This window comes from Pseudomonas sp. IAC-BECa141, assembly GCF_020544405.1.
In the GTDB taxonomy this organism is placed as follows: Bacteria; Pseudomonadota; Gammaproteobacteria; order Pseudomonadales; family Pseudomonadaceae; genus Aquipseudomonas.
Genome location: NZ_CP065410.1, coordinates 1481222 through 1506031, shown reverse-complemented (window position 1 = coordinate 1506031; position 24810 = coordinate 1481222). Strand labels below are relative to the sequence as shown.

Sequence of the window (24810 nt, the reverse complement as noted above, 5' to 3'; positions counted from 1 at the left end):
TTCATTTCCCTGTAATAATTGAATGTGAAAGATAGTCGCTGACAGCCTTAAGCGCTTCTGGAGCACCCCGCAAGCCCTCGGTACCCAAATGTATACGAGCATCCCCACCTGCAAAGTCGAAATGGTGCAACTCGACCGTGCAATACGTACGTAAACTCCCAAACTCCAAATTCTCCAACTGCTCCTTATTCATTTTCAAAAGATATGCTTTACTCAAACCACTGGCAGAAGCTTTAGATTCGGGCGAATTTAAACCAATACAATTTATCTTCCGTGGTGTTCCATCACGCCGGCGCCAGTCGGGCATAACAAAAATTCGAACAGAGAATTCATTTTTGATACTGGGTGGAGGCGCGGTAAGCCAAAGTTCCAGGCCTGGATAATTTTTCAGCTTAACAATCAGTTCATCCGGCCAACTCACATGCCGCCCGCCCATATTGTGCGGTGCCGTGGTATTCCCTCTGGTGAAAAGCCTGGCGGTAACGTGGTAATGCGTCCAGCTGCTGGGTGGTTCTACCCCAAGAGTTTCATACACAGGAAACAGTTCTTTTCCCGTCCACCAGAATGAGCCATCAAGAAGATCGGCAATACAGGAACCGTCGCTCCTTAATGTCGATCCAAAATGAAACCCGGGAATCTTTGTTCGGTCCAGAAGACTGCCGCCAAGTATCGGAACCTGCTCCATACCCGCCAGCTTCCTGCTGCACGCCCCTTGTTTCTTCTGATAAATCGCCCGCGCTTCTGCGGCCTCCTCCCATCGGATACAGAAATCAACGACCCAATAACAGATCGCTAGTAACACTCCATATTTAATTCCCCTTCCGCACTGGCGAAAAACTTCCTTGCGAGACATCTTAAGCATTTCAAATCTCCATTTTAAAATGACTAACCCATCACTCGACGCGACCACCATCCGTTAAGCTTTTAAACACATCAAAGTATCCGCTTACACCCTTAACCACATCGAATTTGTTTGCCGTCAACCTCGCCGCTTCCTTCATTGAGTCAAACTCACCGGGAGAAGTTATAACCCTGCAAACTGCCGAGGCGATTTCTTCAGCGTCAAAAAAATCAACAAGCATCCCGCTGACTCCATCTTCGACAACTTCCTGTACGGGAGCGGTATTTGAACCTACGACAACACAGCCAGAAGCCATTGCTTCCAACAGAGACCACGACAGTACGAACGGATACGTCAAATACACGTGAGCCTTTGAAAGACCCAGAACCGATCTGTATGTTTGATAAGGCAACTTCCCAACAAAGTGAACATTGGAAATATCAATATCCACCTCCGCAATCATCTTGCTTCGCCAGTTGGGGTATCCAATGGGCATCCGCCCATAACTGACACCATCACCACCGATTACAACAACCTGTGCACTGGGGCACTTTTCATGGATATAGGGAATGGATCTCATAAAACTATGAAAGCCTCGGTACGGTTCGAGGTTTCTGGCGACATAAGTCACGATAGACTGACCTGCTTTTATCACGCGCCCACTCGGCAGCGTTACAGACTCGACCTTTTCTGATTCGGAAAATTGAACAATGCCTTCATGAATGACACGAATTTTCGACTGATATATTTTCGGAAAAAGACTGCGCTGCCATTGTGTAGGTGCAATCCCGGCATCGCACTGCTCAATATTCAGGAGATGCATCGAATTCAAGACTCTAAGCCTTGAGGACGCATCCATCGCACAGGGAAACTCAGGATCGAAACCAGAGTCTGCCTCACGCGCTCGGTAATAGTACTCACAGAAATGAACTAGCGGCACATCGGGGTAAACATCTTTGACGAATAGCGTTTCACCCCACCCCGGATGGGCAAGAATCACATCAGGCCGAAAGCCTGCCTGGCTGAGCCTCTTCAATATTCGTTGAACTTGTTGCCCGTCCGAAACGGCCTCTTCATATCTATGCAAATAGCCATGAACGCCATTAGCCATATGCCTTGATGGTCGGTATCGAAATAACCTTACCCCGGCAATACCTGGCGCTGTATCGCGTCCAATTGCAATAACTCCCAAACGTCTGCGCAATGCTTCCAACGCCACATGACGAAACTGACCGGGAAAATTCTGATGAATGATAAGAAGATTCATATCTGAGCAATATCCCGCGCTTATACACCTCCATGAAATTGAAGTTTTTCAACATCAACATGTGCATACAAACGCTAACAAATGTTCAGAAGTAAAACTGTAGGAGGGATCCGAGAACCCCTAGGAGATGGTGCGATCCACACCAGCATAAAAAGCAGGCACAAAAAAGCGGCGCTCAATGCGCCGCTTTTTTGCGAGGGGTTACCAGCGGTTGCCGTGCCGGTTGTAATCGCCGCGTCCGCTGTGACGGTCGTAGTTGCCGCGACCCCGACGATCATCCCAGCCACCGCGGCGATGGTCATCCCAGCGTCCGCGATCATGACCGTGCCAGCGGCGGCTCTCATAGTAGCGCGGGGCCGGTTGGTAATAACGAGGCGCCGAGTAATAGCGTGGAGCCGGTTGGTAATAGCGCGGTGCTGGCTGGTAGTAGCGCGGCGCCGAGTAGTACGTGCTGCCGCCGGTGTAATAAGTGCCACCGCTGTAATACGAAGGTGCCTGCGATGTGTAGACCTCTGAGCTGTAGTAGCCATCTCCGTAGGAATAAGGGACGCATCCGCCAAGGGAAAAAAGCATCACGGTAAACAGAAGAATTCGGCGATACATGGCGGCCTCCTGGACCGCGGGTAGCCACACCAGCGACGCTGGCAGGCGTCAGTCTTTTATTCGGCGACTGACGAAAAATCAGACAGCGTTTTCGGCATCTGGTGCGTTTCTGCAACAACTTGAAACAAGTGCTTCATGAAACCTTGTTCATCCAAAAACGCCTTCATTCAGCCGCTGATTAGTGGTGCCCACCGTGGTATCCACCGCCGTGATAACCCCGTCCATAGCCGCCGCGATAGCCATAACCGCCGTAGTAATAGCGGGCACCGCCGTAGTAGCGCGGACCGTAATAACCATCGTAGTAATAGGGCGAGTAATAGCCGGGATAGTAATAGGGCGAGGAATAAACATCGTAGCCGCCGGCGTAGTAGTAACAACCGGACAGCCCCAGACCGAGCACTGCTCCCGGCAGCACCCAACGCAGCAATTTTGAAATACGCATGGCGGCCTCCTGAAAGACCTGTGACAGCAGTCGGCACAGACCGGCTGACATCACGTTTGACTGGCTGACCGCTACCGAGTGCCCACGCCCCACCGAGCATCGGATCAGCGGCCATCGCGCTGCATCACGGTGCAGGCGCGCACCAACACAAAGCGTCGCCGCCACCTGCCATCCGAACCCCTCCACCCGCAAGCCGCGTCGCAGAAGGCTCGCCGCGACTTGGCACGCCTCTCGCTTCAGTAAACCCGTGCAGGAGTCATCACAGGTTCGCGGCACCACAATTTGCAATGGCTGACTAGGGTTCCGGCTCGCATCTGCGAGTGGCTGGTCCGAGAGTTGGCGACCTCCAGTTGAGGTTACACGGCGGGACAAAAGCCCGGGAGACAAGCCACCGTTCGCGGTGCCGCGTTGCCTTCCTGTCCGCCCTCGATCAACTGGAGAAGCCACCATGTCCCGACTACGTTTGCCCGCCCTGCTCGCCGCCGCGTTCGCCGCGCTCGTCAGCACCCAATCCCCCGCCGCGCAGAAAGACCACTTCAGTGTCTGCTGGACGATCTACGCCGGCTGGATGCCATGGGAATATGCCGGCAGCCAGGGCATCGTCGATAAATGGGCGAAGAAATACGGGATCAAGATCGACGTGGTCCAGCTCAACGATTACGTCGAATCGATCAATCAGTACACCGCCGGTCAGTTCGACGGCTGCACCATGACCAACATGGACGCGTTGACCATCCCGGCCGCCGGCGGCGTCGACAGCACCGCGCTGATCGTCAGCGATTTCTCCAACGGCAACGACGGCATCGTTCTCAAAGGCGAGGGCAAGAAAGTTGCCGACCTCAAGGGCATGGACGTCAACCTGGTCGAACTGTCGGTCTCGCATTACCTGCTGGCCCGCGCGCTGGACTCGGTCGACCTGACCGAGAAAGACCTGAAAGTGGTCAACACCTCCGATGCCGACATTTCTGCCGCCTTCAACACCGAGCAGGTCAACGCCGTCACCACCTGGAACCCGATGCTCTCGGACATCAAGGCCAAACCCGGCGTGACCGAAGTCTTCAATTCCAGCCAGATCCCCGGCGAAATCATGGACATGATGGTGGTCAACAGCGCCACCCTCAAAGACAACCCGGCCCTGGGCAAGGCGCTGACCGGCGCGTGGTTCGAAGTGGTCGAGCTGATGAACGCAAAAAACGCTGCGAGCAAAGCCGCGCTGGAGCACATGGCCAAGGCCTCGGGCACCGACCTGGCCGGATTCCAGGCGCAACTGGACACCACCAAACTGTTCGCCACCCCCAAAGAAGCCCTGGCGTTCGCCACCAGCAAGCAACTGCCGGAAACCATGCGCAGGGTCGCCGAGTTTTCGTTTGAGCACGGTTTGCTCGGCGAAGGCGCGAAAGACACCAGTGCGGTCGGCATGGCGTTCGCCAACGGCGTGACCAGCGGCGACACCGCCAATCTCAAGCTGCGTTTCGATCCGACCTACGTGCAGATGGCCGCCGACGCCAAGCTGTAAGCCACGGAGGATTTGGCCATGCGCCTGATCAATCGCCACCCGGATCGCCCCAGTCGTCTGCTGCTGGTGATCCTGCCGTTCGCCCTGGTGCTGTTCGCCTATTTCATGGGCTCGGCCGAACGTCTGGCGGAGAACCCCAACGACAAACTGCTGCCCAGTGCCGTGCAGATGACCGATGCGGTGAAACGCCTGGCATTCAATGCCGACAGCCGCACCGGTGAATATCTGCTCTGGCAGGACACTGCCGCGAGCCTGCAACGACTGGCCATCGGCCTCGGTATCGCCGCGCTGGCCGGGCTGTGCCTGGGCATCGCGGCCGGAACCCTGCCGCTGTTCGGCGCACCGTTGTCGCCGATGCTGACGGTGTTATCGATGGTGCCACCCCTGGCGATCCTGCCGATTCTGTTCATCGTCTTCGGCCTCGGCGAGCTGTCGAAGGTGATGCTGATCGTGATCGGTATCACCCCGGCTCTCGCCCGAGATCTGGAACAGCGCGCGCGGGACATTCCGGTCGAACTGCTGATCAAGGCGCAGACCCTCGGCGCCTCGACCTGGACCCTGATGCTGCGTGTGGTTCTGCCGCAGCTGTTGCCGCGTCTGCTGATTTCACTGCGGCTGATGCTCGGTTCGGCGTGGCTGTTCCTGATCGCCGCCGAAGCCATCGCCTCCACCGACGGTCTGGGCTACCGGATTTTCCTCGTGCGTCGTTACCTGGCGATGGATGTGATTCTGCCGTACGTGGTGTGGATCACCCTGCTCGCCTGGCTGATGGACTGGGGCCTCAAGTGCCTGACCCGGCGTGCATTCCCCTGGTATGAGGGGGCAGCCAAATGAGCTTCATCACAGTGAAAAACGTCTGGCAGCAATACGCCGACCAAGTGGTGCTCGAAGGGCTGAACCTCAACGTCAACGAGGGTGAGTTCTGCACGCTGGTCGGAGCTTCGGGCTGCGGTAAATCGACCTTCCTGCGCCTGCTGCTGGGTCAGGAAACCGCCAGTCGCGGCGAGATTCTGCTCGACGGCCAGCCACTGGCCCGCGAACCGGATGCCAGCCGTGGCGTGGTGTTCCAGCGCTACTCGGTGTTCCCGCACTTGAGCGTGCTGGACAACGTCGCCCTCGGCCTCGAACTGCCCCGGGCGCCACTGCTCGGGCGTCTGTTCGGCAGCGCCAAACGCGACACCCGCGAACAGGCCACGGCGCTGCTGCAAAAAGTCGGCCTCGGCCACGCGCTGGACAAGTACCCGGCGCAACTGTCCGGCGGCATGCAACAGCGGCTGGCGATCGCCCAGGCGTTGATCATGAAACCGCGCGTGTTGCTGCTCGACGAACCGTTCGGCGCGCTCGATCCGGGCATTCGCAAGGACATGCACGCGCTGCTGCTGGAGCTGTGGCGCGAGACGCAACTGACCGTATTCATGGTCACCCACGACCTGTCCGAAGGCTTCAGCCTCGGCACCCGTCTGCTGGTGTTCGACAAGGTCCGCCTCGACCCGCACGCCCCCGGCGCCTATGGCGCCCGCATCACCTACGACATCCCTTTGAACAGCGACCGCCGTGCCCAACGCGCCGCCGTCGACGCCCTGCCGGAGCAACTGGCGAGCGCCCTTCGAACCGCTTGAGAGGAACCTTCCATGACTGATTCAACCCGAATTTTTCCGCCCTTCGCCGAAGAAACCCTGCCCGGCGGCGGCCATCGCTCCTTCGTCTTGAAACGCGGGCAGCTGCTGCGCCTGACGGATCTGCGCGGTGGTGCCAACGTCAGCCTGACCTTGCTCAACGCCAACGAAAAAACCGAGCGCCTGAACCTGCCCGACAGCCTCAAATGTCAACACACCGCCAAGCTGACCGCGGGCCATTGCCTCTACTCGGACATGGGCCGCGTGCTGGCGGCGATCACGGCGGATACCTGCGGCTGGAGTGACAGTCTCGGCGGCGTGCTGTGCGCCGAGGAAGTCGCGGAGAAATACGGCCAGGGCCGCTATCAGGAACTGCGCAACGGCTTCTTTCGCAACGGCACCGACAACCTGCTGGTGGAGCTCGGCAAGTGGGGGCTGGGCCTGTCCGACCTGCTGATGACCCTCAACCTGTTCAGCCGGGTCAACGTCGACGACAGCGGGCGTTTGCACTTTGTCGAAGGCCATTCGCAGGCCGGTGACTACATCGAACTCTATGCACCGATGGACACCCTGGTTGTGCTCACAGCCCTGCAACATCCACTGGATCCGTCGCCGCAATACGCGCCCAAACCGCTGAAGCTGAGCTGGATGAACGCCGACCCGAGCGTCGCCGAGCACTGCCGTACCTCGCGCCCGGAGAACGAGCGCGGCTTTATCAACACCGACCGTTTGTTCGCCTGAGGATCATCGCCATGTCAGTTGCTATCGCCACTTCGCAAAAACAACCGGACGCGGCGGTATACCGCGCCACCATTCCCGCCGGCGAACCCTGGCTGATGGAGGTCAAGGCCGGCCAGACCCTGCGCATCCTCGATCTGGAAGGTAATCAGGCGGTCGACACCTTGTTTTATAGCGCTGCCAATCCCCGTGAGCGCTACGACGTGCAACGCACACTGCGCCGGCAAAACAACGTTTACCTGAGCACCGGCAGCGTTTTGTATTCCAACCTCGGCAAACCGATGCTGACGATCATCGCCGACACCTGCGGCCGCCACGACACCCTCGGCGGCGCCTGCGCGCAAGAGAGCAACACCGTGCGCTACGCCTTGGAAAAACGCTACATGCACAGCTGCCGCGACAACTACCTGCGCGCCTGCGCTCACGACGGGCGCCTGGGCAAAGGTGACATCGGGCCGAACATCAATTTCTTCATGAACGTGCCGGTCACTGCCGAGGGCGGCCTGACCTTCGAAGACGGAATTTCCGCCCCCGGCAAATACGTCGACTTGCGCGCGGAGATGGACGTGATCGTGCTGATTTCCAACTGCCCGCAACTGAACAACCCGTGCAACGCCTACAACCCGACACCTGCGGAGCTACTGGTATGGAACTGAAATTCGTCCGTCTGCGCCGCTGGTTGTTTGGCCTGTGCCAGGCGCGCTCGGGCCAGTGCCTGAAAAAGTGAAGTGATTTCGCCGTCGGGGACGACCCTGGCGCCTGAACAAAAACGGCGGGACGGCCCGCCTCCCAGTCGAGCCCGCCACCTGCGCGGGCTCCGGGGGATTCTCCATGTTCGAAAAAGTCCTGATTGCCAACCGTGGCGCGATTGCCTGCCGCATTCTGCGCACCTTGCATGAACTGCACGTCGAAGGCGTCGCGGTCTACTCCGAAGCCGATGCCGCCAGCCTGCACATCCTGCAAGCTGAAGAAGCGCACAGCCTCGGCGAAGGGGCAGCGGCCGGCACCTATCTGGCCGTGGACAAGATTCTCGCCATCGCCAAAGCCAGTGGCGCCACAGCAATCCACCCCGGTTACGGCTTCCTTTCGGAAAACGCCGCGTTCGCCGAAGCCTGCGCAAACCATGGCATTGCCTTCATCGGCCCGACACCGGAGCAACTGCGGGTGTTCGGCCTCAAGCACACCGCACGCGCCCTGGCCAAACAGCACGGTGTGCCGATGCTTGAAGGCACCGAACTGCTCGACAGCCTTGAGGCCGCACTGATTGCCGGCGAACAGGTCGGTTATCCGGTAATGCTCAAAAGCACTGCCGGTGGCGGTGGCATCGGCATGCGCGTGTGCCGTAACCCCGGCGAACTGAGCGAGTCTTTCGACGCAGTGAAGCGCCTCGGTCAGAACAACTTCAGCGACGCCGGCGTGTTCATCGAGAAGTACATCCAGCGTGCGCGGCATCTGGAGGTGCAGGTGTTCGGCGACGGCCACGGCGCGGTGATCGCCCTCGGCGTGCGCGACTGCTCGGTGCAGCGGCGCAATCAGAAAGTCCTTGAAGAAACCCCGGCACCGAACCTGCCCGAAGGCATGGCGGATGCGCTGTGCGCGGCGGCGATCAAACTGGCCAAGGCAGTGAATTACCGCAGCGCCGGCACCGTCGAATTCGTTTTCGACAGCGATGCGCAGCGCTTCTATTTTCTGGAAGTGAACACCCGGTTGCAGGTTGAGCACGGCGTCACCGAACAGGTGTGGGGCGTCGATCTGGTGCGCTGGATGATCGAGTTGGCGGCCGGTGACTTGCCGCCGCTGGCCGAGTTGTTCGCAGGCCTGCAACCGCAAGGGCATGCGATTCAGGCGCGGCTGTATGCCGAGGATCCGGGCCGCGATTTCCAGCCCAGCCCCGGCTTGCTGACGGCGGTCGATTTCCCGGTCGCCAATGGCCGGTACCTGCGCATCGACACCTGGGTCGAGGCCGGTTGTGAGATCCCGCCCTACTTCGATCCGATGATCGCCAAAATCATCAGCTGGGCGCCGACCCGCGAACAGGCCCGCACCGATCTGCATCAGGCCCTCGGCGACAGCCAGCTGTACGGCGTGGAAACCAACCGCGACTACCTGCGGCAGATTCTGCTCGATACGCCTTTCGCCAGCGGCCAGCCCTGGACCCGTTGCCTGGAAGGCCTGGTGTACCGGGCCAACACGTTTGAAGTGCTGAGCGCCGGCACCCAGACCAGCGTCCAGGACTACCCCGGTCGCCTCGGCTACTGGGCGGTCGGCGTGCCACCCTCGGGGCCGATGGACAGTCGCGCGCTGCGTCTGGGCAATCGTCTACTGGGCAACGATGAAGGCCTGGCGGCGCTGGAAATCACCATGAGCGGGCCGTTACTGCGCTTCAATTGCGATGCGGTGGTGGCCGTGACCGGCGCACCGATTGCCCTGACACTCGACGGTCAGCCGCAGGCGATGAATACCGCCCTGCTGATCCCCGCGGGCAGCCAGCTGCATCTGGGCAATCTGTCGGGCGCCGGAGCCCGCAGCTACCTGTGCCTGCGCGGCGGGTTGCAAGTGCCGGATTATCTGGGCAGCAAAAGCACCTTCACCCTCGGTCAGTTCGGTGGTCATGGCGGACGGGCCTTGCGCGCCGGCGACGTATTGCATCTGGCCGCCCTGAGTGAGCGCAGCGCCGGGCAGACATTGGCGCCCCAACACGTCAGCGAATTACCTGCCGTGCGCCGGATCCGCGTCATCTACGGCCCCCATGGCGCGCCTGAGTATTTCACTGAAAACTACATCGACACCTTTTTCGCCACGCAATGGGAAGTGCATTTCAACTCCAGCCGCACCGGCGTGCGCCTGATCGGACCGAAACCGGAGTGGGTGCGCGCCGACGGCGGCGAGGCCGGCCTGCATCCGTCGAACATTCACGACAATCCCTACGCCATCGGTGCGGTGGACTTCACCGGTGACATGCCGGTGATCCTCGGCCCGGACGGCCCGAGCCTTGGCGGTTTCGTGTGCCCGGTGACGGTGATCGAGGCGGATCTCTGGCAACTGGGTCAACTCAAGGCCGGGGACAAAGTGCAGTTCGTGCCCGTCGACCTCAAGACCGCACGCGATCTCACTCTGAAATGGGATTCCTGTGAAAGCGCGATTGCCAGCGATGAAGTTGACGCGGTGTCTGCTCGGGCCCTGTCGCTGGCAAGCCAGCTCCCACAGGGCCTGGTTTCGCCTGTGGTTCTGGAATTGGGTCAGGACGACAAGCGGCTGGTCGGGCGTGTGTCCGGCGATACCCATCTGCTGCTGGAAATCGGCGCCCCGGAGCTGGATCTGGTCCTGCGCTTCCGGGCCCACGCACTGATGCAGGCGCTGGAAGGCAAAAACCTGCACGGCGTGATCGACCTGACACCCGGCATTCGTTCACTGCAGATCCACTATCAGCCCGAACAACTGCCGCTGGCCGATCTGCTCGGAATCGTTGCGGGCGAGTGGGATGCCGTGTGCGCTGCCGGGGATCTGCAAGTACCGTCGCGCATCGTCCACCTGCCATTGTCTTGGGACGATCCGGCCTGCCAGTTGGCGATCGAGAAATACATGACCACCGTGCGCAAGGACGCGCCGTGGTGCCCGAGCAATCTGGAGTTCATCCGCCGCATCAATGACCTGCCCAACCTCGACGAGGTGCAACGCACAGTGTTCGATGCGAGCTATCTGGTGATGGGCCTCGGTGATGTCTACCTCGGTGCGCCGGTCGCCACACCGCTCGATCCGCGCCATCGGCTGGTGACCACCAAGTACAACCCGGCGCGCACCTGGACCGCCGAAAACTCGGTGGGCATCGGCGGCGCCTACCTGTGCGTCTACGGCATGGAAGGCCCGGGCGGATACCAGTTCGTCGGGCGTACCTTGCAGATGTGGAACCGCTATCGCGAAGTCGCCGCGTTCGAAGGCAAACCGTGGCTGCTGCGGTTTTTCGATCAGATCCGTTTCTACCCGGTCACCGCCGAAGAACTGCTGCGCATCCGCCGCGACTTTCCTCTCGGCCGCTTCGACCTGAACATCGAACAGAGCCAGCTCAACCTCGGCGAATATCAAGCGTTTCTCAACCGCGAGGCCGAGAGCATCCACGCCTTTCGCCAGCAACAACAAGCCGCGTTCAACGCCGAGCGCGAACGCTGGATCGCCAGCGGCCAGGCGCATTTCGACAGCGAAGAGGCCGTGTCGCAAAGCTGCGAAGAAATGCCACTGGCCTGCGGTCAGCAGAGTGTCGACAGCCATATCGCCGGCAACCTGTGGCAGGTCCAGGTCGAGGTCGGAAGTCGCGTCGCGGCCGGCGATGCGTTGGTGATCCTGGAGTCGATGAAGATGGAAATCCCCGTACTCGCACCGCTGCCCGGCGTGGTCCGGGAGATTCGCGTGCAACCCGGTTCGGCGGTACGCGCCGGTCAACGGGTCGTGGTGCTGGAACTCGACTGAACCCATTTTTGCAAAGGATGACCCCATGAATCTGCAACTCGATGCCCTGCGCCAGGCCTACCGCGACGGCCAGACCACACCGCGCAAATTGCTGTTGGCCCTGAGGGAAAAAGCCGCTGCGCTCAATCCCGACTATCACTTGTTTATTCATCTGCTCAGCGTCGAGGAACTGGAGCCGTACCTCGCCAGCCTCGACGGTCGCGATCCAGAGAGCTTGCCGCTGTATGGCGTGCCGTTCGCGATCAAGGACAACATTGACCTGGCCGGTGTCCCGACCACGGCCGCGTGCCCGGCATTCGCCTACGTTCCCGAACGTTCGGCCACCATCGTCGAACAGTTGCTGGCGCTGGGCGCAATTCCGCTCGGCAAGACCAACCTCGACCAGTTCGCCACCGGCCTCAATGGCAGCCGATCACCGTACGGCGCTTGCCCGAACAGCGTGCTGCCGGAATATCCCTCCGGTGGTTCCAGTGCCGGCTCGTCGCTGGCCGTGGCGCTCGGCGTCGCCAGTTTCGCGTTGGGCACCGACACCGCGGGCTCCGGAAGGGTGCCGGCGGCGTTGAACAATCTGGTGGGTCTGAAGGCCAGCAAAGGGCTGATCTCCACCGCCGGCGTGCTGCCGGCCTGCCGCACGCTCGATTGCGTCACCACGTTCACCACAACGGCGCGGGAAGCCAGTCAGCTCCTGGCGCTGACCGCGCACCTCGATCCGAGGGACGAATACAGCCGCAGTAATCCGTCATGGAATGACGGTTCCGCGTTCGGCGTACCACGGCCGTTCCGCTTCGGTGTACCACGTGCGCAAGACCTGGAATTTTTCGGCTGTGAGGAGGGCCCGCGGCTGTTCGGCGATGCCATTGACCGGCTCAAGGCAGCGGGCGGTGAGGCTGTCGAGCTGGACCTGTCGCCATTCCTCGAAGCGGCGCGGTTGCTCTATGAAGGGCCGTGGGTGGCCGAGCGCTACAGCGTGGCCGGCGAGTTGATGGAAGAAAATCCTGCGGCGGTGCTGTCGGTGATCCGCGCGGTGCTGGCCAAGGCACCAGCCGTCAGCGGCGTGCAGACGTTCCGTGCGCAATATCGCCTGCAAGCACTGAAAGCCGTTTGCGATAAAGCACTGGAAGGACTCGACTGCGTGCTCACGCCCACTATTGGTCGTCCGGTGACGCTGGCGGAGCTCGACGCGGAACCGGTGCTGCGCAATTCCGAACTGGGCTACTACACCAACTTCATGAACCTGCTCGATTACGCCGCCGTCGCCGTACCCGGCGGTTTCATGGCCAACGGGCTGCCGTGGGGTGTGACGCTGTTTGGTCGAGCGTTCACCGATCAGTATCTGCTGGGCGTGGCCGATGCCTTGCAGCGCCAGCAGGATCGCGCGCTGCCGACGCCGAACAACCCGGCGCGCCATGACCGTGCACGACTGGTGGTCTGCGGTGCGCATCTGGACGGACTGGCCCTGAACTGGCAACTGCGTCAGCGCGGCGCACGCCTGATCGAAGCCACCTGCAGCTCGAAGGACTACAAACTTTATGCCCTGGCCGGTGGCCCGCCGTTGCGCCCGGGCATGCTGCGCGTGGCCGACGGTGGCGTGGCCATCGCGGTGGAAGTCTGGGAGTTACCGAGCAGTGAACTGGGCTCGTTCCTGACCGGGATCCCGGCGCCGCTGGGCCTGGGTAAGGTGCAACTGGCGGATGGCCGATGGGAAAGCGGATTCATCTGCGAACCTTACGGCCTGGAAGGTGCAACCGATATCAGCCATTTGGGTGGGTGGCGAGCGTATCTGCAAACCAGAACCTGATTCTAAAACCGGCCCCCTTTCGTTCCGGGAGGGGGCTGGATGAGCAAGCCATTCTCCAGACACACCTGCCCGGCTGATCCCCCCGCATTTCAGGCACAAATCCCGCAGTCTTTTCCCCGCCGTGCCACTAGAATGCTGCCCATCGGGTCACTGTCAACGGAATTGCCAATGCCGCTCAGATCTGCGTTTTACTCCCAACGTTCGCTGGTATTGACTCTGGTCGCCTTCCTCGGCGCAGGTTTCCTCGCCACCTCGCTGCTCAGCTACTACGCCTCGCGGGCCTCGATCCGCGACAACATCGTCAACACCGAACTGCCGCTGACCTCCGACACGGTGTACTCGGAAATCCAGAAAGACCTCGTCAGACCAATCCTGATTTCCTCGATGATGTCGCGCGACACCTTCATGCGCGACTGGGTGGTGAACGGCGAAAAAGACAGCGACCAGATGACCCGTTACCTCGACGAGGTCATGACCCACTACGGCGCCTACACCGCGTTCTTCGTCTCCAACAGCACCCACACCTACTACCATGCCAAGGGCGTGCTCAAGCAGGTGAAAATCGACGAGCCGCGTGACACCTGGTACTTCCGCGTGCGCGACATGAAGGATCCTTACGAGATCAATGTCGACCCGGACCTGGCCAACAAAGACAACATGACCTTCTTCATCAACTACAAGGTCTACGACTACAACGATCGCTTCATCGGCGCCGCCGGCGTAGGGCTGACGGTGGATGCGGTGATCAAGCTGATCGACAAGTACCAGCAGCGCTATCAACGCAGCGTTTACTTCGTCGACACCTTCGGCCGACTGGTCTTGACCGGCGCCGAGGGCGGCCCGGAAGGTGCGCGGGTCGGGAAAAGCCTCAACGATCTCGACAGCATGAAAAGCCTGGTCAGCCAGTTGCCCAAACCCCACAGCGGCAGCTACGAATATTCCGCCCACGGCCAGGGACATTTCCTCAACGTGCGGTTCATTCCCGAGTTGAACTGGTACCTGTTCGTCGACAAACGTGAAGACGGCGCGCTGAGCGAAATCCGCCAGTCGCTGTATATCAATCTGCTGATCTGCCTGCTGGTGACGTTGATCGTGCTGTGGCTGGTCAACCGCTTGATCAAGCGCTACCAGGACAAGATCCACGCCCAGGCCACCCTCGACAGCCTCACCGAACTGCCCAACCGCCGCGGCTTCGACCTGCTCGCCGCGCAAGCCCTGCAGGAAGCCCGCCGCGAGCCAAAACCACTGACAGCGTTGCTTCTGGATCTGGACCACTTCAAGGAGTTGAACGACACCTACGGACACATGGCCGGCGATCAGGTTTTGATCGGCTTTGCCCGGGACCTGCAAAGCTGCCTGCGCCATTCCGACATCGTCTGCCGTTGGGGTGGTGAGGAATTTATCGTGCTGCTGAAGGACACCGACGGCGAGACCGGTCAGAAGATTGCCGAGAAGATCCGCCAGCACGTCGAACAGCATGAATATGCCTACAACGGTCACACGCTGAATCTGACGGTCAGCATCGGCGCCACCACCCTGCAACGGGATGACACCTTGCACAGCCTGCTGTCCCGGGCCGATCATGCGATGTATCGGGCCAAACAGACTGGCCGCAATCGCACCTGCGTGGAAATGCCTCACTCGACCTATGCCTGAAGCCCATGAACAAACCTGACCTCTGCCCGGCCTGTGGCGCCCGCAACGACTGCACCCTGGCCGACCCGCGCACCGCCGACCGCGCCTGCTGGTGCTACGGCGTCACCATCGATCCGGCAGTGCTCGAAGCTCTGCCGCCGGAACTGCGCGATCAATCCTGCCTGTGCCCGCGTTGCGCCCAGGTCGAAGCGCAACTGCAAGCGGCCAAGCCGTCGATCCCGTAAGATGCGCGCCCCGCTGCCTGCCGATTCCTGATCATGCGTGTCGATCGTTTCCTCAGTAACCTGCCCCGCTACAACCGCAAACAGGTTCGCCTGTTGCTGGTGGAAAAGCGCGTGCGCATTGACGGAAAAGTCGTCAGCGATCCCCACAGCGAAGTCCTGGAATTCAGCCGTGTCGAAGTCGACGACGAAGTGCTGCAAAGCGGCAAACCGGCACGCTATTTCATGCTGCACAAACCGCAGGGCTGCGTCAGCGCCACCCGCGATCCCGAGCACCCGACCGTGCTCGACCTGATCCACGAGCCGGACAAGGACGACCTGCATATCGCCGGGCGTCTGGACTTCAACACCACCGGGCTGATGCTGATCACCAACGATGGCACCTGGTCGCGGCGCCTGACCCAGCCGCAGACCAAACTGCCGAAGGTCTACTACGTCGAGACCGAGCAGGAGATCGGCCCGGAATATGCGATCAAGTTCGCCGAGGGGATCTATTTCGCCTTCGAAGACCTGACCACCCAACCGGCGCAACTGCAAGTGCTCGGCCCGCGAACGGCGCGGTTGAGTATCGTCGAGGGTCGCTACCATCAGGTGAAGCGCATGTTCGGCTACTTCAACAACAAAGTGCTGCGGCTGCACCGCGAATCCATGGGCCCGCTGGCGCTGGATCACGCGCTAAAACCGGGCGAATACCGGGCCTTGCGCACCGAAGAGATTCATTTGTTCCAAGCGGCCGACCGCTCAGCAGAAGTTGTCGAACAATTTACCAACGGCACTTGCGCGATCCGGATCCCCCTGCTTGAATCAGGACGTCGGCCAAATTGTGACCGATGAGTCACATATAACTTCCAAGAAACTTTTTGCCGGTAGACAGCCCTCAGGGCTGCGCCTCAGCCGGCAGATTGCCCGCCAATAACAATACCCGTCGACCTGCCGTTCCGGATCGACATGGGCTCCAAAATTCCAGGCGTATGCCTACCTGTCACAAAGCTCGTGCAATCTCTATTTGCGCGCATACCCGCTTGCTTGCCAGGAGTCTTATGACATGAGGCCAGAAATCGCTGTGCTGGATATACAGGGTCAGTATCGGGTTTACACGGAGTTCTATCGCGCAGACGCCGCAGAAAAGACCATCATCCTGGTCAACGGCTCGATGGCCACGACTGCGTCGTTTGCACAAACCGTGAAAAACCTGCACCCGCAATTCAATGTGGTCTGCTACGACCAGCCCTACGCGGGCAAGTCGAAAGTCCACAATCGCCACGAGAAACATCTGACGAAAGAAGTCGAAGGTCTGATCCTGCTGGAGCTGATCGATCACTTCGCGGCCGAACACGTGCTGTCGTTCTCCTGGGGTGGCGCCGCGACCATGGTCGCCCTCGCCCATCAGCCTCGGCGAATCGAAAAAGCCGTGATCAGCTCGTTCTCCCCGGTGATCAACGCGCACATGCTTGACTACCTGGAACGCGGCGTCGAATGCCTCGGCCAACGTGACGGCGACCGGGTCGGGCACCTGGTCAATAACACCATCGGCAAACACCTGCCGTCGCTGTTCAAGCGCTTCAACTATCGCCACGTCAGCAGCCTGGCCGAGCACGAATACGGGCAGATGCATTTCCACATCAACGACGTGCTGCACAGCGACCGTCAGTGCTATCTGAACGCGGCGAAGAAAATCAACGTGCCGGTGCTGTTCATGAACGGCGAATGGGACGAATACACCGCCGCCGAAGACGCGCGCCTGTTCGGCAACCATGTCGCACAAAGCACCTTCACCACCCTGCAGGCCACCGGACACTTCCTCGACATGGAACACAAGTCCGCCTGCCGGGACAGCCAGAACGCCCTGCTCGGTTTCCTGAAACCGGCGCAACAGGCCAGCCGAACGCGTTACCAGTTAGTCCAGGATCACCATGCATTGGCCATTTGAAACAGCGTCCTCGCGAGCAAGCCTGCAGAGCTGAGATTCAGCCGTCCTCCAGCCCGCAGCGCTTGCCCGCGATTGACCGATGTCGGCTCTGTTTCAGGACTTTCCGTAGTTCGCGTGCAAAGAAAACTTCAAATCCGTGGCCGAGTCTGGTACAAAGTCAGCCGCTCTGAGCGGGTGTCGTATAATGGCATTACTCCAGCTTCCCAAGCTGATAACGAGGGTTCGATTCCCTTCACCCGCTCCAACCGAATTCATGTCCTGCGTCGTGGTTTGACGAAGGATGCGCAAACAGAAAAAACCGGCCTTGATGGCCGGTTTTTTGTGTCCGGGATTTAGTAGCGAGCAAGCCAGCTTTGAACCATTCAGAAACAACACGTTGATTGAATTCCCCCATCTGCGCTTACGCTCCTGACAGTCAGTCACTCATGTCGTGAGCGCTCGTTATCGAATCAAGGGAGAGATCCGCATGCCTCCCCGGCTGCTTCTAGGACAGAGGCGATCAAGGGTATGCGAATGGTTTCGATGGAGTCTCAACGTAAAGCCAAGCTAAAGCGGTTTTAACACCGACAATTTAATTCTGAATTATTGTGTTTTATCGGTATTAATCGCAGATAACCCACATCAAAATGGAATTAACTGATTTGACGCAATGAAGGTTAACTCTATAATTTTGGGTATTAACCGACCTTTATGCGACATAAGGCACACCATGCTGGAATTAAGCCTCAGCAAACCAAGCGAGATCGTCAAACGGCTCTGCCAACGCCTGCGCACAGAGCGGATAGCCCTGCAGATGACGCAAGCCGATGTGGCTGCTCGCGCAGGTGTCGGCACCAATACGGTGGCCAACCTTGAAGCCGGGCGCAATGTCAGTTTCGAAACCGTAGTCCGAGTGGCCATGGTTGTGGGGCGCGTCCAGGAAATCGAAGACCTGTTCTTGCCAAAACTGGACAGCCTGGACGACATCCTTCGTTACGAAGACAGCTCCAGGCGTCAGCGCATAAAAAGGAAATCAGGAAATGCTTGAACAAGTGGACGTCTACTACGATGGCTGGGGTGAACACTGGCGGTGGGGCACGCTCGTTTCCACGACGGCTATCACCGGTCGCCCACTGATCGTGTTCGAGTACAGCGACGAGGCAAAGAACAGAGGTCTGGAATTGTCGGCGTACAGACTTCCATTGGAAGGCCCCAAGTTACGGCGGGACTTTCCGCTCCATCAATTGGGTTTGCCTGGACCGGTCTACGATGCGCTGCCGGATGGCTGGGGCATGCTGCTGATGGATCGATTGTTCAAGCGGCGCGGCCTTAATTCCGCACGTATCGGCCCACTCGAGCGCCTCGCTTACATCGGCAACAATGCCATGGGCGCAATGTCATTCGAGCCGGTAGCACCCGAGGCGCTGGAGCCGCAAGTTGAGGTCTCCATTGATCTGCTGGCTGCCGAGGTGCAGGAAGTCCTCAAGGGTGAGGGTGGCGAGTTCTTGCAACAGCTGTTGCTGGTGGGTGGATCTCCGCAGGGTGCCAGACCAAAAGCCTTGGTCTATCGCGATCCGCGAACAGGCATCTTTACCACCATAGCCAGATCAGGCTTCGAGGCCTGGCTGGTCAAGTTTCCCGCCCGGCAGGAGCACCCCGAGGTATGTGCCATCGAAATGGTCTACGCCGAATGCTTGCGGATGTGTGGAATAAACACACCTGACACTCAGTACTTCAGCCTGCCGAACGGGCTGGCAGCGTTTGCTACCAAACGCTTTGATCGCGAAGACAACTTACGCGTGCCGATGCAAAGTCTCGCGGCCTTCACTGCCGCCGACTTCCAGAATGCCGGTGCGCTGGACTACGTCAACTTCTTGCGTGCGACCCATCTCTGCACCAATGACGTACGAGAGAAAGCGCTCGCGTTTGAGCGTGTAGTCTTCAACGTCGCGTTCAACAACCGCGATGACCACCCGAAGAACTTCGCCTACATCATGTCTAAATCGGGCCAATGGACGCTGGCGCCCGCCTACGATGTGACCTTCTGTGAGGGTCCCGGCGGATACCACCAGATGGACGTCATGGGCGAAGCATTGGAGATCGGACGAAAAGCCATGCTCGACCTTGCAGAGGAAGCGGAAGTATCGACTGAACCGGCCGACGGCATCATCGCCCGATTCTGCGAGGTGGCTGATCAGTTCGCGACGATGGCAGAAAAGATGTACCCCGGCATCATCACTCAGGACACGTTGCGGACTATCCAGAAACGAATCGATGAAAACGTCGAGCGGCTTCGCTGAGATTGCTCTGCCAAAGCGCCAAAAATGAAAAAACCGGTCGCGATGACCGGTTTTTTTATACCTGCCAAAACATCTGCAAATCAGTCCTTCACCTCAACATGATCCAGCGCCTGATTCACCGCCAATTCCCCCAGCATCACCAACTGCGCAATGCCTATCGCGGTTCTGCGGTGGGTGGGGTCGAGGGTGGCGGCGAAGTTGTTGAGCATCTCGGAGGCCGAGCCCAGGGACTCGCTGGCGTTGGCCAGCAGGGATTCGGTGTCGTAGGCCGGGTTGGCGAAGTACATCGGGTCGGGTTGGTTGGTCGTGCCCATGACATGGGCGCCTGGGCTGAGGTAGTGGTCGAGGGCGCGGTTGGCGGCGTCGTTGAGTTTTCTGCAGTCGATCGAGACGTACGGGGATGTTGGGTCGGTTTCGACGTCGGGGGATTCGGGGTTGGCTTCTTCATAATGGCTTCTTTCTGGTCGATAGGTGGAGCTGACCTACTCGGTTCCAATCGAAGAGGTGGCAGCTGTACACGAGTTGGAACCCGGGCGAAAAAAGCCAAAAGCCCGACAGACTCGAAGTCTCTCGCGCACAGCCGCCATAACAGAGTGCGCACCATGAAGGCGGGCAAGCATACGTCATGAAAGCTGCTTTTGCTTTTTTGATAAGCCGCGGGGTTCCAATCCCGATCGCCGATTCATCAGCGACCCTCACAGGCTAGAGACCGCACTTCCGACGGACAACCTGAAAACCTTGTGGGAAGGTTCAGTGAACGGAACCCACTCTTTAAACATCCCGAATCGAAAAACCACGTTTACAGATCCCCAACATTCCCCTGGTTCTCACGCTCGCCACGACCCGCTAGCATTTCCCCATCGCCCACCACCCTCCCCCTGCGCGGCCATCGACGAATACGCGCCTTCACGTTTCGAGGGATTCAAATCCGTGGCCTCCGAGCCACCCAAATCAAATTCAAAAGAGCAGCAAATCCATGACCCAAAACATCTACGACGACCCCGAATTTTTCCAGGGCTACAGCCAGATGAACCGCTCCATCGGCGGCCTCGATGCCGCGCCGGAATGGCCGGCGCTGAAAGCTTTGTTGCCCTCCCTGCACGGTTTGCAGGTGGTGGATCTGGGCTGCGGCTATGGCTGGTTCTGTCGCTGGGCCAGCGAACACGGCGCAGCCGAGGTGCTGGGGCTGGATGTCTCGGAGAAAATGCTCGCACGAGCGAAGGAAACCACCTCGGCCGCGAACATCCGCTACGAACGTGCCGACCTGGAACATCTCGACTTGCCTGCATGCACTTACGATCTGGCCTACAGCTCACTGGCGCTGCACTACATCAAGGATCTCTCGGGGCTGTTCGCCAAACTGCACGCGGCGCTTAAACCCGGTGCGCACTTTGTGTTTTCCATTGAGCACCCGATCTTCATGGCGCCGCGCAATCCGGGCTGGCTGATCGACAGCGAAGGCCACAAGCGCTGGCCGCTGGACAGTTATCAGATGGAAGGCGAGCGGGTGACCAACTGGCTGGCCGACGGCGTGATCAAGCAGCATCGTACGGTCGGCACGCTACTCAACGCGTTGATCGACGCCGGGTTCACGATTCAACACGTCGACGAATGGGGCCCGAGCGATGCCGAAGTGGCCGCGCAACCAGCGCTCGCTGAAGAGCGTGAGCGGCCGATGATGATGCTGGTCGCCGTACAGCGCTGACCGCCAAAGAAAGGGCCGATCAAATCGGCCCTTTTTTCATTTCAACGTGTGGCGACAATGAACAACCGTGGAAACGGCAACAGCACCGAACCATCCGCCAGTGCCGGATACGCCTTCGCGACCTCCGCCAGATAGTGCGCCAGATACTCCGCCCGCTCCGCTTCCGCCAGCGGGCTGAGGAACGGAATCAGACCGCTGCCCTTGAACCACTCGACAACGCCCGAAGCCCCGCCCGCCAACTGATGGTGATACGTGGTGCGCCACACATCGACCCGTGCGCAATGCGGACGCAGCATCGAAAAATAAGAACTGGCATCCGCCATCTCGGTCCGCTGCCCCGCCGCGCCCGCCAGTTTGTCGGCCCACGGCCCGTTGGCCGCCACTTCACGCATCAACCGATGGGACGGCTCGTTGAGGTTGTCCGGCATCTGAATCGCCAGACTGCCACCCTGCGCCAACTTGCCCGCCAGCGCCGGCAACAAGGTCGCGTGATCCGGCACCCACTGCAAAACGGCGTTGGCAAAAATCACATCGAACGGCCCTGCATCCGCCCATTGATCAATGTCCGCCACCTCGAACTGCAACTGCGGCAGACGCTTGCGCGCGGCATCGATCATGTCCGGCGAACTGTCGAGCCCCCGCACTTTCGCCCCCGGAAAACGCTCCACCAAAAGCTCGGTCGAGTTACCGGGACCACAACCGATATCAACCACGGAACGTGCCTCGGGCGTCGGAATCGCCGCCAGCAAATCGCGGGCCGGGCGGGTGCGTTCATCTTCGAAAGTGACGTATTGCTTGGCGGACCAGGTCATTGCGTTCTCCTGTCGTGGACGTTTTGGCGAAACGTGCAAAAGCGGCTGCCGTCACGATACAGCGATCGTGTTTATCTGCCTTCCCCTACGTACGTCCGATATCGCCGGGAGCGCTGTCTTCACCATGCGCACAGGGATTCAGAAAACTGTAAGTAGAATTTTCACACGGCCCCCGATGTCTGAATTTCAAGCCCCCCAACAAGGAACACAGCCATGAAATTCGCAAAGATCTCCCAAACGCTGGCGCTCTGGGCCGGTAGCCCCAAGACGTTCATGGGGGCTTTGATTCTGATCGGGCTTTGGGGGTTGAGCGGGCCGATTTTCGATTACAACGACACCTGGCAACTGATCATCAATACCTCGACCACGATCATCACGTTCCTGATGGTGTTCCTGATCCAGAACACTCAGAACCGCGACACCGACATCATTCATTTGAAACTCGATGAGTTGCTGCGGGTCACCAAGGAAGCACAGAACGCGATGCTCGGGCTGGAGTCGCTGGATCTCAAGCAGCTGGAAGCGCTGCGCCGGCATTACCGGGCAATGGGTGAAAACGAGGTGTTTGACCTGGAAGGCCTGGGGGACAAGAGCAAGCCGAAACAGAATCTGAACGACTGTTGAAGACAACAAAAACGGCGCCATGAGCGCCGTTTTCTTTACCTCGGCGTTAGCGACTGGCCAGGGCCTTGGCCATTTCCAGATGACTCTGCAATTTCGGCAGAGTCTCGTCGGCAAACGCCTTGATCTCCGGCACGTCGGTGGTCTGGGCTTCCTGCTGGATCTGCTCGATGGCTTCTTCAGTGGCCTTGACCTGGCTGGCGGCGTACGCCTGATCGAAGCTCGCGCCCTCTTTGACCTCCGGCATCAACGCCTTGGCCTTGTCGGCGACTTCTTCGCGGGGCGCGACCGGAAGATCCAGTTTCTTGGCAATTTTCGCCAGATGCTGGTTGGCGGTGGTGCGGTCGTTGATGACGACGATGGTGTAATCCTTGACTTCTTTGGACTCCGCCTTGCTGTGCGCCAGACGACTGGCCTCGATGTCGGCCATGCCTTTGGCCGAGGCTTCGTTGATAAAGTCGGCTGGCGACTGGGCAAACGCACTGCTGGCAAACAACCCCAACAGGCTGACAAAACTGATGCGGCGTACTCGGGTGGCCATCCGGCTCATGGTCGCGCCCTCCTTCTTTGCAGATTCAAGCGGGAGCTTGCGCCCCCGCCTCTCAATCAAAACAACCTTCGCCGACTACTTCGATTTCTGAGCAGGCTTGCGGCCCATGTCGGTTTTAGGCTCTTTGTCGACAGTCGTAGTGGTAGTTTTCCCACCTTTGCGACCGGCTTCAGACGCCTTCGTTCGATCGTTGGCGAAGTTTCCCGAGTTCGAGTTTCTTGAGTTAGGCATGATTCTCTACCTCTTGGCATTGATCGTAAGCGAGCAGGTGCCCGCCTAGATTGAGAATTTCCTCACCGCCAAAGGTTTAGAAAAGTTGCGGTTGCCGCGACGAACGGTGAACTGCCAATCAGCTGTCCAGCCGCCGATGATTCTGGCGCTTGGCGCTGTACATGGCCTGGTCGGCGTGGCGGAACAGTTGCTGTTCCTCGTCGCCATGCTCGGGGTAACGGGCCACGCCAATGCTCGGTTCGATGTGCAGGTTGTGCCCGTCCAGGCGCATGGGTTGCACCAGTACCTGTCGGATTTTTTCCGCCACGCTGTCGGCATCGTCGGCGGCGTGGACGCTGTGCAACAGCACCACGAATTCGTCGCCGCCGATCCGCGCCACGGTGTCGGTTTCGCGCACACAGCCCTTGAGCCGGTTGGCCACCGTCTGCAACAGCATGTCACCGACCCCATGACCAAAGGTGTCGTTGACCTGTTTGAAGCGATCCAGATCGACATACAGCAGCGCCATGTGCCCGGACTGTTCCCGCGCACGGCTCAGCGCAGCCTTGAGGCGGTCGCGCAGCAGTTCGCGATTGGGCAATTGGGTCAGTTGATCGTATTGCGCCATGCGCCGCAGACGAGCGTGCAGTCGCTGGCGTTCGATGGCGGTGGCGACCTGGGCGCAGACGTATTGCAGCAATTCCTTGTCGCGCTCGGTGTAGCGCTCGCCGCCGGGCAGGCTTTTGACGATCAGCGCGCCGATGGTGCGGTCTTTCGAACTCAGCGGCACGCCGAGCCAGCACGGTGATTGCTGACCGGCTACCAGCGCTGCGAACTCCGGCGGCGCGTGTGGGCAATCCGGGGTCAGGAGGATCGGCTGGCCGCTGCGAATCACTTCCGTACACAAGCGCCCGGTGACGGTGCCGGGTTGCTCCGGTTGCAACTCGTTATCGTCGACGTGATAGGGAAAGTTCAACTGCGCGCAATGTTCGTCGTACAGCGCCACGGAGAAATTCAGCGCCGGCAGCCACTCGCCAATAATCATATGGATGCGCTTGAACAGCGCCAGCAGATCCTCCGCCGCATGGGCCGCTTCGGAGATCGCGTACAGCGCCGCCTGTCGGGATTCGGCCAGTTTGCGTTCGGTAATGTCACGGGCCACGGCGATGCGCAGTTGATCGACTTCCGACCAGCGCGCCGACCACAGAATGTGCACGACGCTGCCGTCCTTGCGTACATAGCGGTTTTCGAAATTGAGCTTGGGTTCGCCGCCCATGATGTCGCTGGCGGCGGCCAGGGTGCGCTCACGATCCGCCGGGTAGACGTAGTCGATCATCGCCTGGCCGATCAGTTCGTCAGGCGTGTAACCGAGAATCCGCTCGCAGGCCGCACTGACAAATACGAAACGACCTTGCTTGTCGACCGCGCAAACGGCGTCCAGCAACAGATCGATGTAACTCGCCAGCGGCGCGGAATTTCGGCTTTCCATGGTTCAGCGTAGGTGTCCGGGCAATGCAGCACTGTTCAACCATCCATGACCT

Annotated in this window: 22 protein-coding genes, 1 tRNA gene, 2 pseudogenes and 1 riboswitch; of the genes and pseudogenes, 16 read left to right on the top strand and 9 right to left on the bottom strand. The window is 59.6% G+C overall.

Translation table 11 applies throughout. The annotated features are described in order from the left end of the window. Position 1: 1 nt before the first annotated feature. The 4 genes from I5961_RS06820 to I5961_RS06805 all read right to left on the bottom strand — a co-directional run bounded on the left by I5961_RS06820 (position 2) and on the right by I5961_RS06805 (position 3153). On the bottom strand, positions 2-862 hold the full coding sequence (locus I5961_RS06820; protein ID WP_085700584.1) for a hypothetical protein: 861 nt from the start codon (positions 860-862) through the stop codon (positions 2-4). Between the two features lie 31 nt (positions 863-893). Beyond that, complete coding sequence (locus tag I5961_RS06815; RefSeq protein ID WP_085700583.1) at positions 894-2108, bottom strand: glycosyltransferase family 4 protein; 1215 nt, start codon at positions 2106-2108, stop codon at positions 894-896. 201 nt (positions 2109-2309) lie between these two features. Then, entirely contained in the window at positions 2310-2711 is a 402-nt protein-coding gene (locus I5961_RS06810) for a hypothetical protein (RefSeq protein WP_085700582.1), read from the bottom strand. Positions 2712-2889: 178 nt separating this feature from the next. Continuing rightward, positions 2890-3153 carry a hypothetical protein gene (locus I5961_RS06805; RefSeq protein WP_227234725.1) on the bottom strand — a complete coding sequence of 88 codons (264 nt, stop codon included), beginning with the start codon at positions 3151-3153 and terminating at the stop codon, positions 2890-2892. 284 nt (positions 3154-3437) lie between these two features. Beyond that, positions 3438-3538: riboswitch (guanidine-I (ykkC/yxkD leader) on the top strand. A 63-nt stretch (positions 3539-3601) separates the two neighbouring features. Here I5961_RS06805 and I5961_RS06800 point away from each other — a divergent pair. From I5961_RS06800 to I5961_RS06735, 14 genes and pseudogenes are all read left to right on the top strand, one after another. Continuing rightward, positions 3602-4669, top strand: coding sequence for a putative urea ABC transporter substrate-binding protein (locus I5961_RS06800; RefSeq protein WP_085703828.1), 1068 nt, complete (start codon positions 3602-3604; stop codon positions 4667-4669). A gap of 18 nt (positions 4670-4687) precedes the next feature. Beyond that, positions 4688-5503, top strand: coding sequence for an ABC transporter permease (locus I5961_RS06795; RefSeq protein ID WP_085703829.1), 816 nt, complete (start codon positions 4688-4690; stop codon positions 5501-5503). Continuing rightward, a complete protein-coding gene (locus tag I5961_RS06790; RefSeq protein ID WP_227234723.1) occupies positions 5500-6288 on the top strand; it encodes an ABC transporter ATP-binding protein in 789 nt (262 codons plus the stop codon). Before I5961_RS06795 ends, I5961_RS06790 begins: the two co-directional genes overlap by 4 nt. Positions 6289-6300: 12 nt before the next feature. Then, a complete protein-coding gene (locus I5961_RS06785) occupies positions 6301-7026 on the top strand; it encodes an urea amidolyase associated protein UAAP1 (protein WP_085700578.1) in 726 nt (241 codons plus the stop codon). An 11-nt stretch (positions 7027-7037) separates the two neighbouring features. Beyond that, positions 7038-7679, top strand: a complete 642-nt coding sequence (locus I5961_RS06780; protein WP_085729988.1) for an urea amidolyase associated protein UAAP2 — start codon at positions 7038-7040, stop codon at positions 7677-7679. Between the two features lie 175 nt (positions 7680-7854). Next, positions 7855-11487: an urea carboxylase gene (gene uca, locus I5961_RS06775; RefSeq protein WP_227234722.1), complete on the top strand. Its 3633-nt coding sequence runs from the start codon at positions 7855-7857 to the stop codon at positions 11485-11487. A 25-nt stretch (positions 11488-11512) separates the two neighbouring features. Beyond that, complete coding sequence (atzF, locus tag I5961_RS06770; protein ID WP_085703832.1) at positions 11513-13285, top strand: allophanate hydrolase; 1773 nt, start codon at positions 11513-11515, stop codon at positions 13283-13285. 168 nt (positions 13286-13453) lie between these two features. Further along, positions 13454-14941: a sensor domain-containing diguanylate cyclase gene (locus I5961_RS06765; protein WP_227234720.1), complete on the top strand. Its 1488-nt coding sequence runs from the start codon at positions 13454-13456 to the stop codon at positions 14939-14941. Positions 14942-14946: 5 nt separating this feature from the next. Beyond that, positions 14947-15165, top strand: a complete 219-nt coding sequence (locus I5961_RS06760; protein WP_227234719.1) for a cysteine-rich CWC family protein — start codon at positions 14947-14949, stop codon at positions 15163-15165. Between the two features lie 33 nt (positions 15166-15198). Then, positions 15199-15885: pseudogene (locus I5961_RS06755) on the top strand (pseudouridine synthase); the annotation flags it as partial. 322 nt (positions 15886-16207) lie between these two features. Then, the gene (locus I5961_RS06750) at positions 16208-17092 is read left to right on the top strand and encodes an alpha/beta fold hydrolase (protein ID WP_085700572.1); all 885 of its coding nucleotides are present in this window, start codon (positions 16208-16210) and stop codon (positions 17090-17092) included. 170 nt (positions 17093-17262) lie between these two features. Beyond that, positions 17263-17336, top strand: a tRNA-Gly gene (locus I5961_RS06745). A gap of 465 nt (positions 17337-17801) precedes the next feature. Further along, positions 17802-18119 (top strand): helix-turn-helix transcriptional regulator, encoded by a 318-nt coding sequence (locus I5961_RS06740; RefSeq protein ID WP_064384151.1) that lies wholly within the window; start codon positions 17802-17804, stop codon positions 18117-18119. Next, complete coding sequence (locus I5961_RS06735; RefSeq protein WP_227234717.1) at positions 18112-19371, top strand: type II toxin-antitoxin system HipA family toxin; 1260 nt, start codon at positions 18112-18114, stop codon at positions 19369-19371. The genes I5961_RS06740 and I5961_RS06735 overlap by 8 nt, the downstream gene beginning before the upstream one ends. Before the next feature lie 80 nt (positions 19372-19451). Here I5961_RS06735 and I5961_RS06730 read toward each other — a convergent pair. After that, positions 19452-19819, bottom strand: a pseudogene (locus I5961_RS06730) (DUF6124 family protein). A gap of 528 nt (positions 19820-20347) precedes the next feature. Here I5961_RS06730 and I5961_RS06725 point away from each other — a divergent pair. Then, complete coding sequence (locus I5961_RS06725) at positions 20348-21076, top strand: class I SAM-dependent methyltransferase (protein ID WP_227234715.1); 729 nt, start codon at positions 20348-20350, stop codon at positions 21074-21076. 41 nt (positions 21077-21117) lie between these two features. Here I5961_RS06725 and tam read toward each other — a convergent pair whose 3' ends face one another. Beyond that, positions 21118-21888, bottom strand: a complete 771-nt coding sequence (gene tam, locus I5961_RS06720) for a trans-aconitate 2-methyltransferase (protein WP_085700568.1) — start codon at positions 21886-21888, stop codon at positions 21118-21120. Positions 21889-22101: 213 nt separating this feature from the next. Here tam and I5961_RS06715 point away from each other — a divergent pair, with 213 nt between their 5' ends. Then, positions 22102-22512 carry a low affinity iron permease family protein gene (locus I5961_RS06715; protein ID WP_227234714.1) on the top strand — a complete coding sequence of 137 codons (411 nt, stop codon included), beginning with the start codon at positions 22102-22104 and terminating at the stop codon, positions 22510-22512. Between the two features lie 46 nt (positions 22513-22558). Here I5961_RS06715 and I5961_RS06710 read toward each other — a convergent pair whose 3' ends face one another. The 3 genes from I5961_RS06710 to I5961_RS06700 all read right to left on the bottom strand — a co-directional run bounded on the left by I5961_RS06710 (position 22559) and on the right by I5961_RS06700 (position 24758). Further along, positions 22559-23059 (bottom strand): DUF4142 domain-containing protein, encoded by a 501-nt coding sequence (locus tag I5961_RS06710; protein WP_227234712.1) that lies wholly within the window; start codon positions 23057-23059, stop codon positions 22559-22561. Positions 23060-23134: 75 nt separating this feature from the next. Continuing rightward, the gene (locus I5961_RS06705) at positions 23135-23290 is read right to left on the bottom strand and encodes a KGG domain-containing protein (RefSeq protein ID WP_077045875.1); all 156 of its coding nucleotides are present in this window, start codon (positions 23288-23290) and stop codon (positions 23135-23137) included. Between the two features lie 118 nt (positions 23291-23408). Further along, positions 23409-24758, bottom strand: a complete 1350-nt coding sequence (locus I5961_RS06700) for a bifunctional diguanylate cyclase/phosphodiesterase (RefSeq protein WP_085700565.1) — start codon at positions 24756-24758, stop codon at positions 23409-23411. Between the last annotated feature and the right edge of the window lie 52 nt (positions 24759-24810).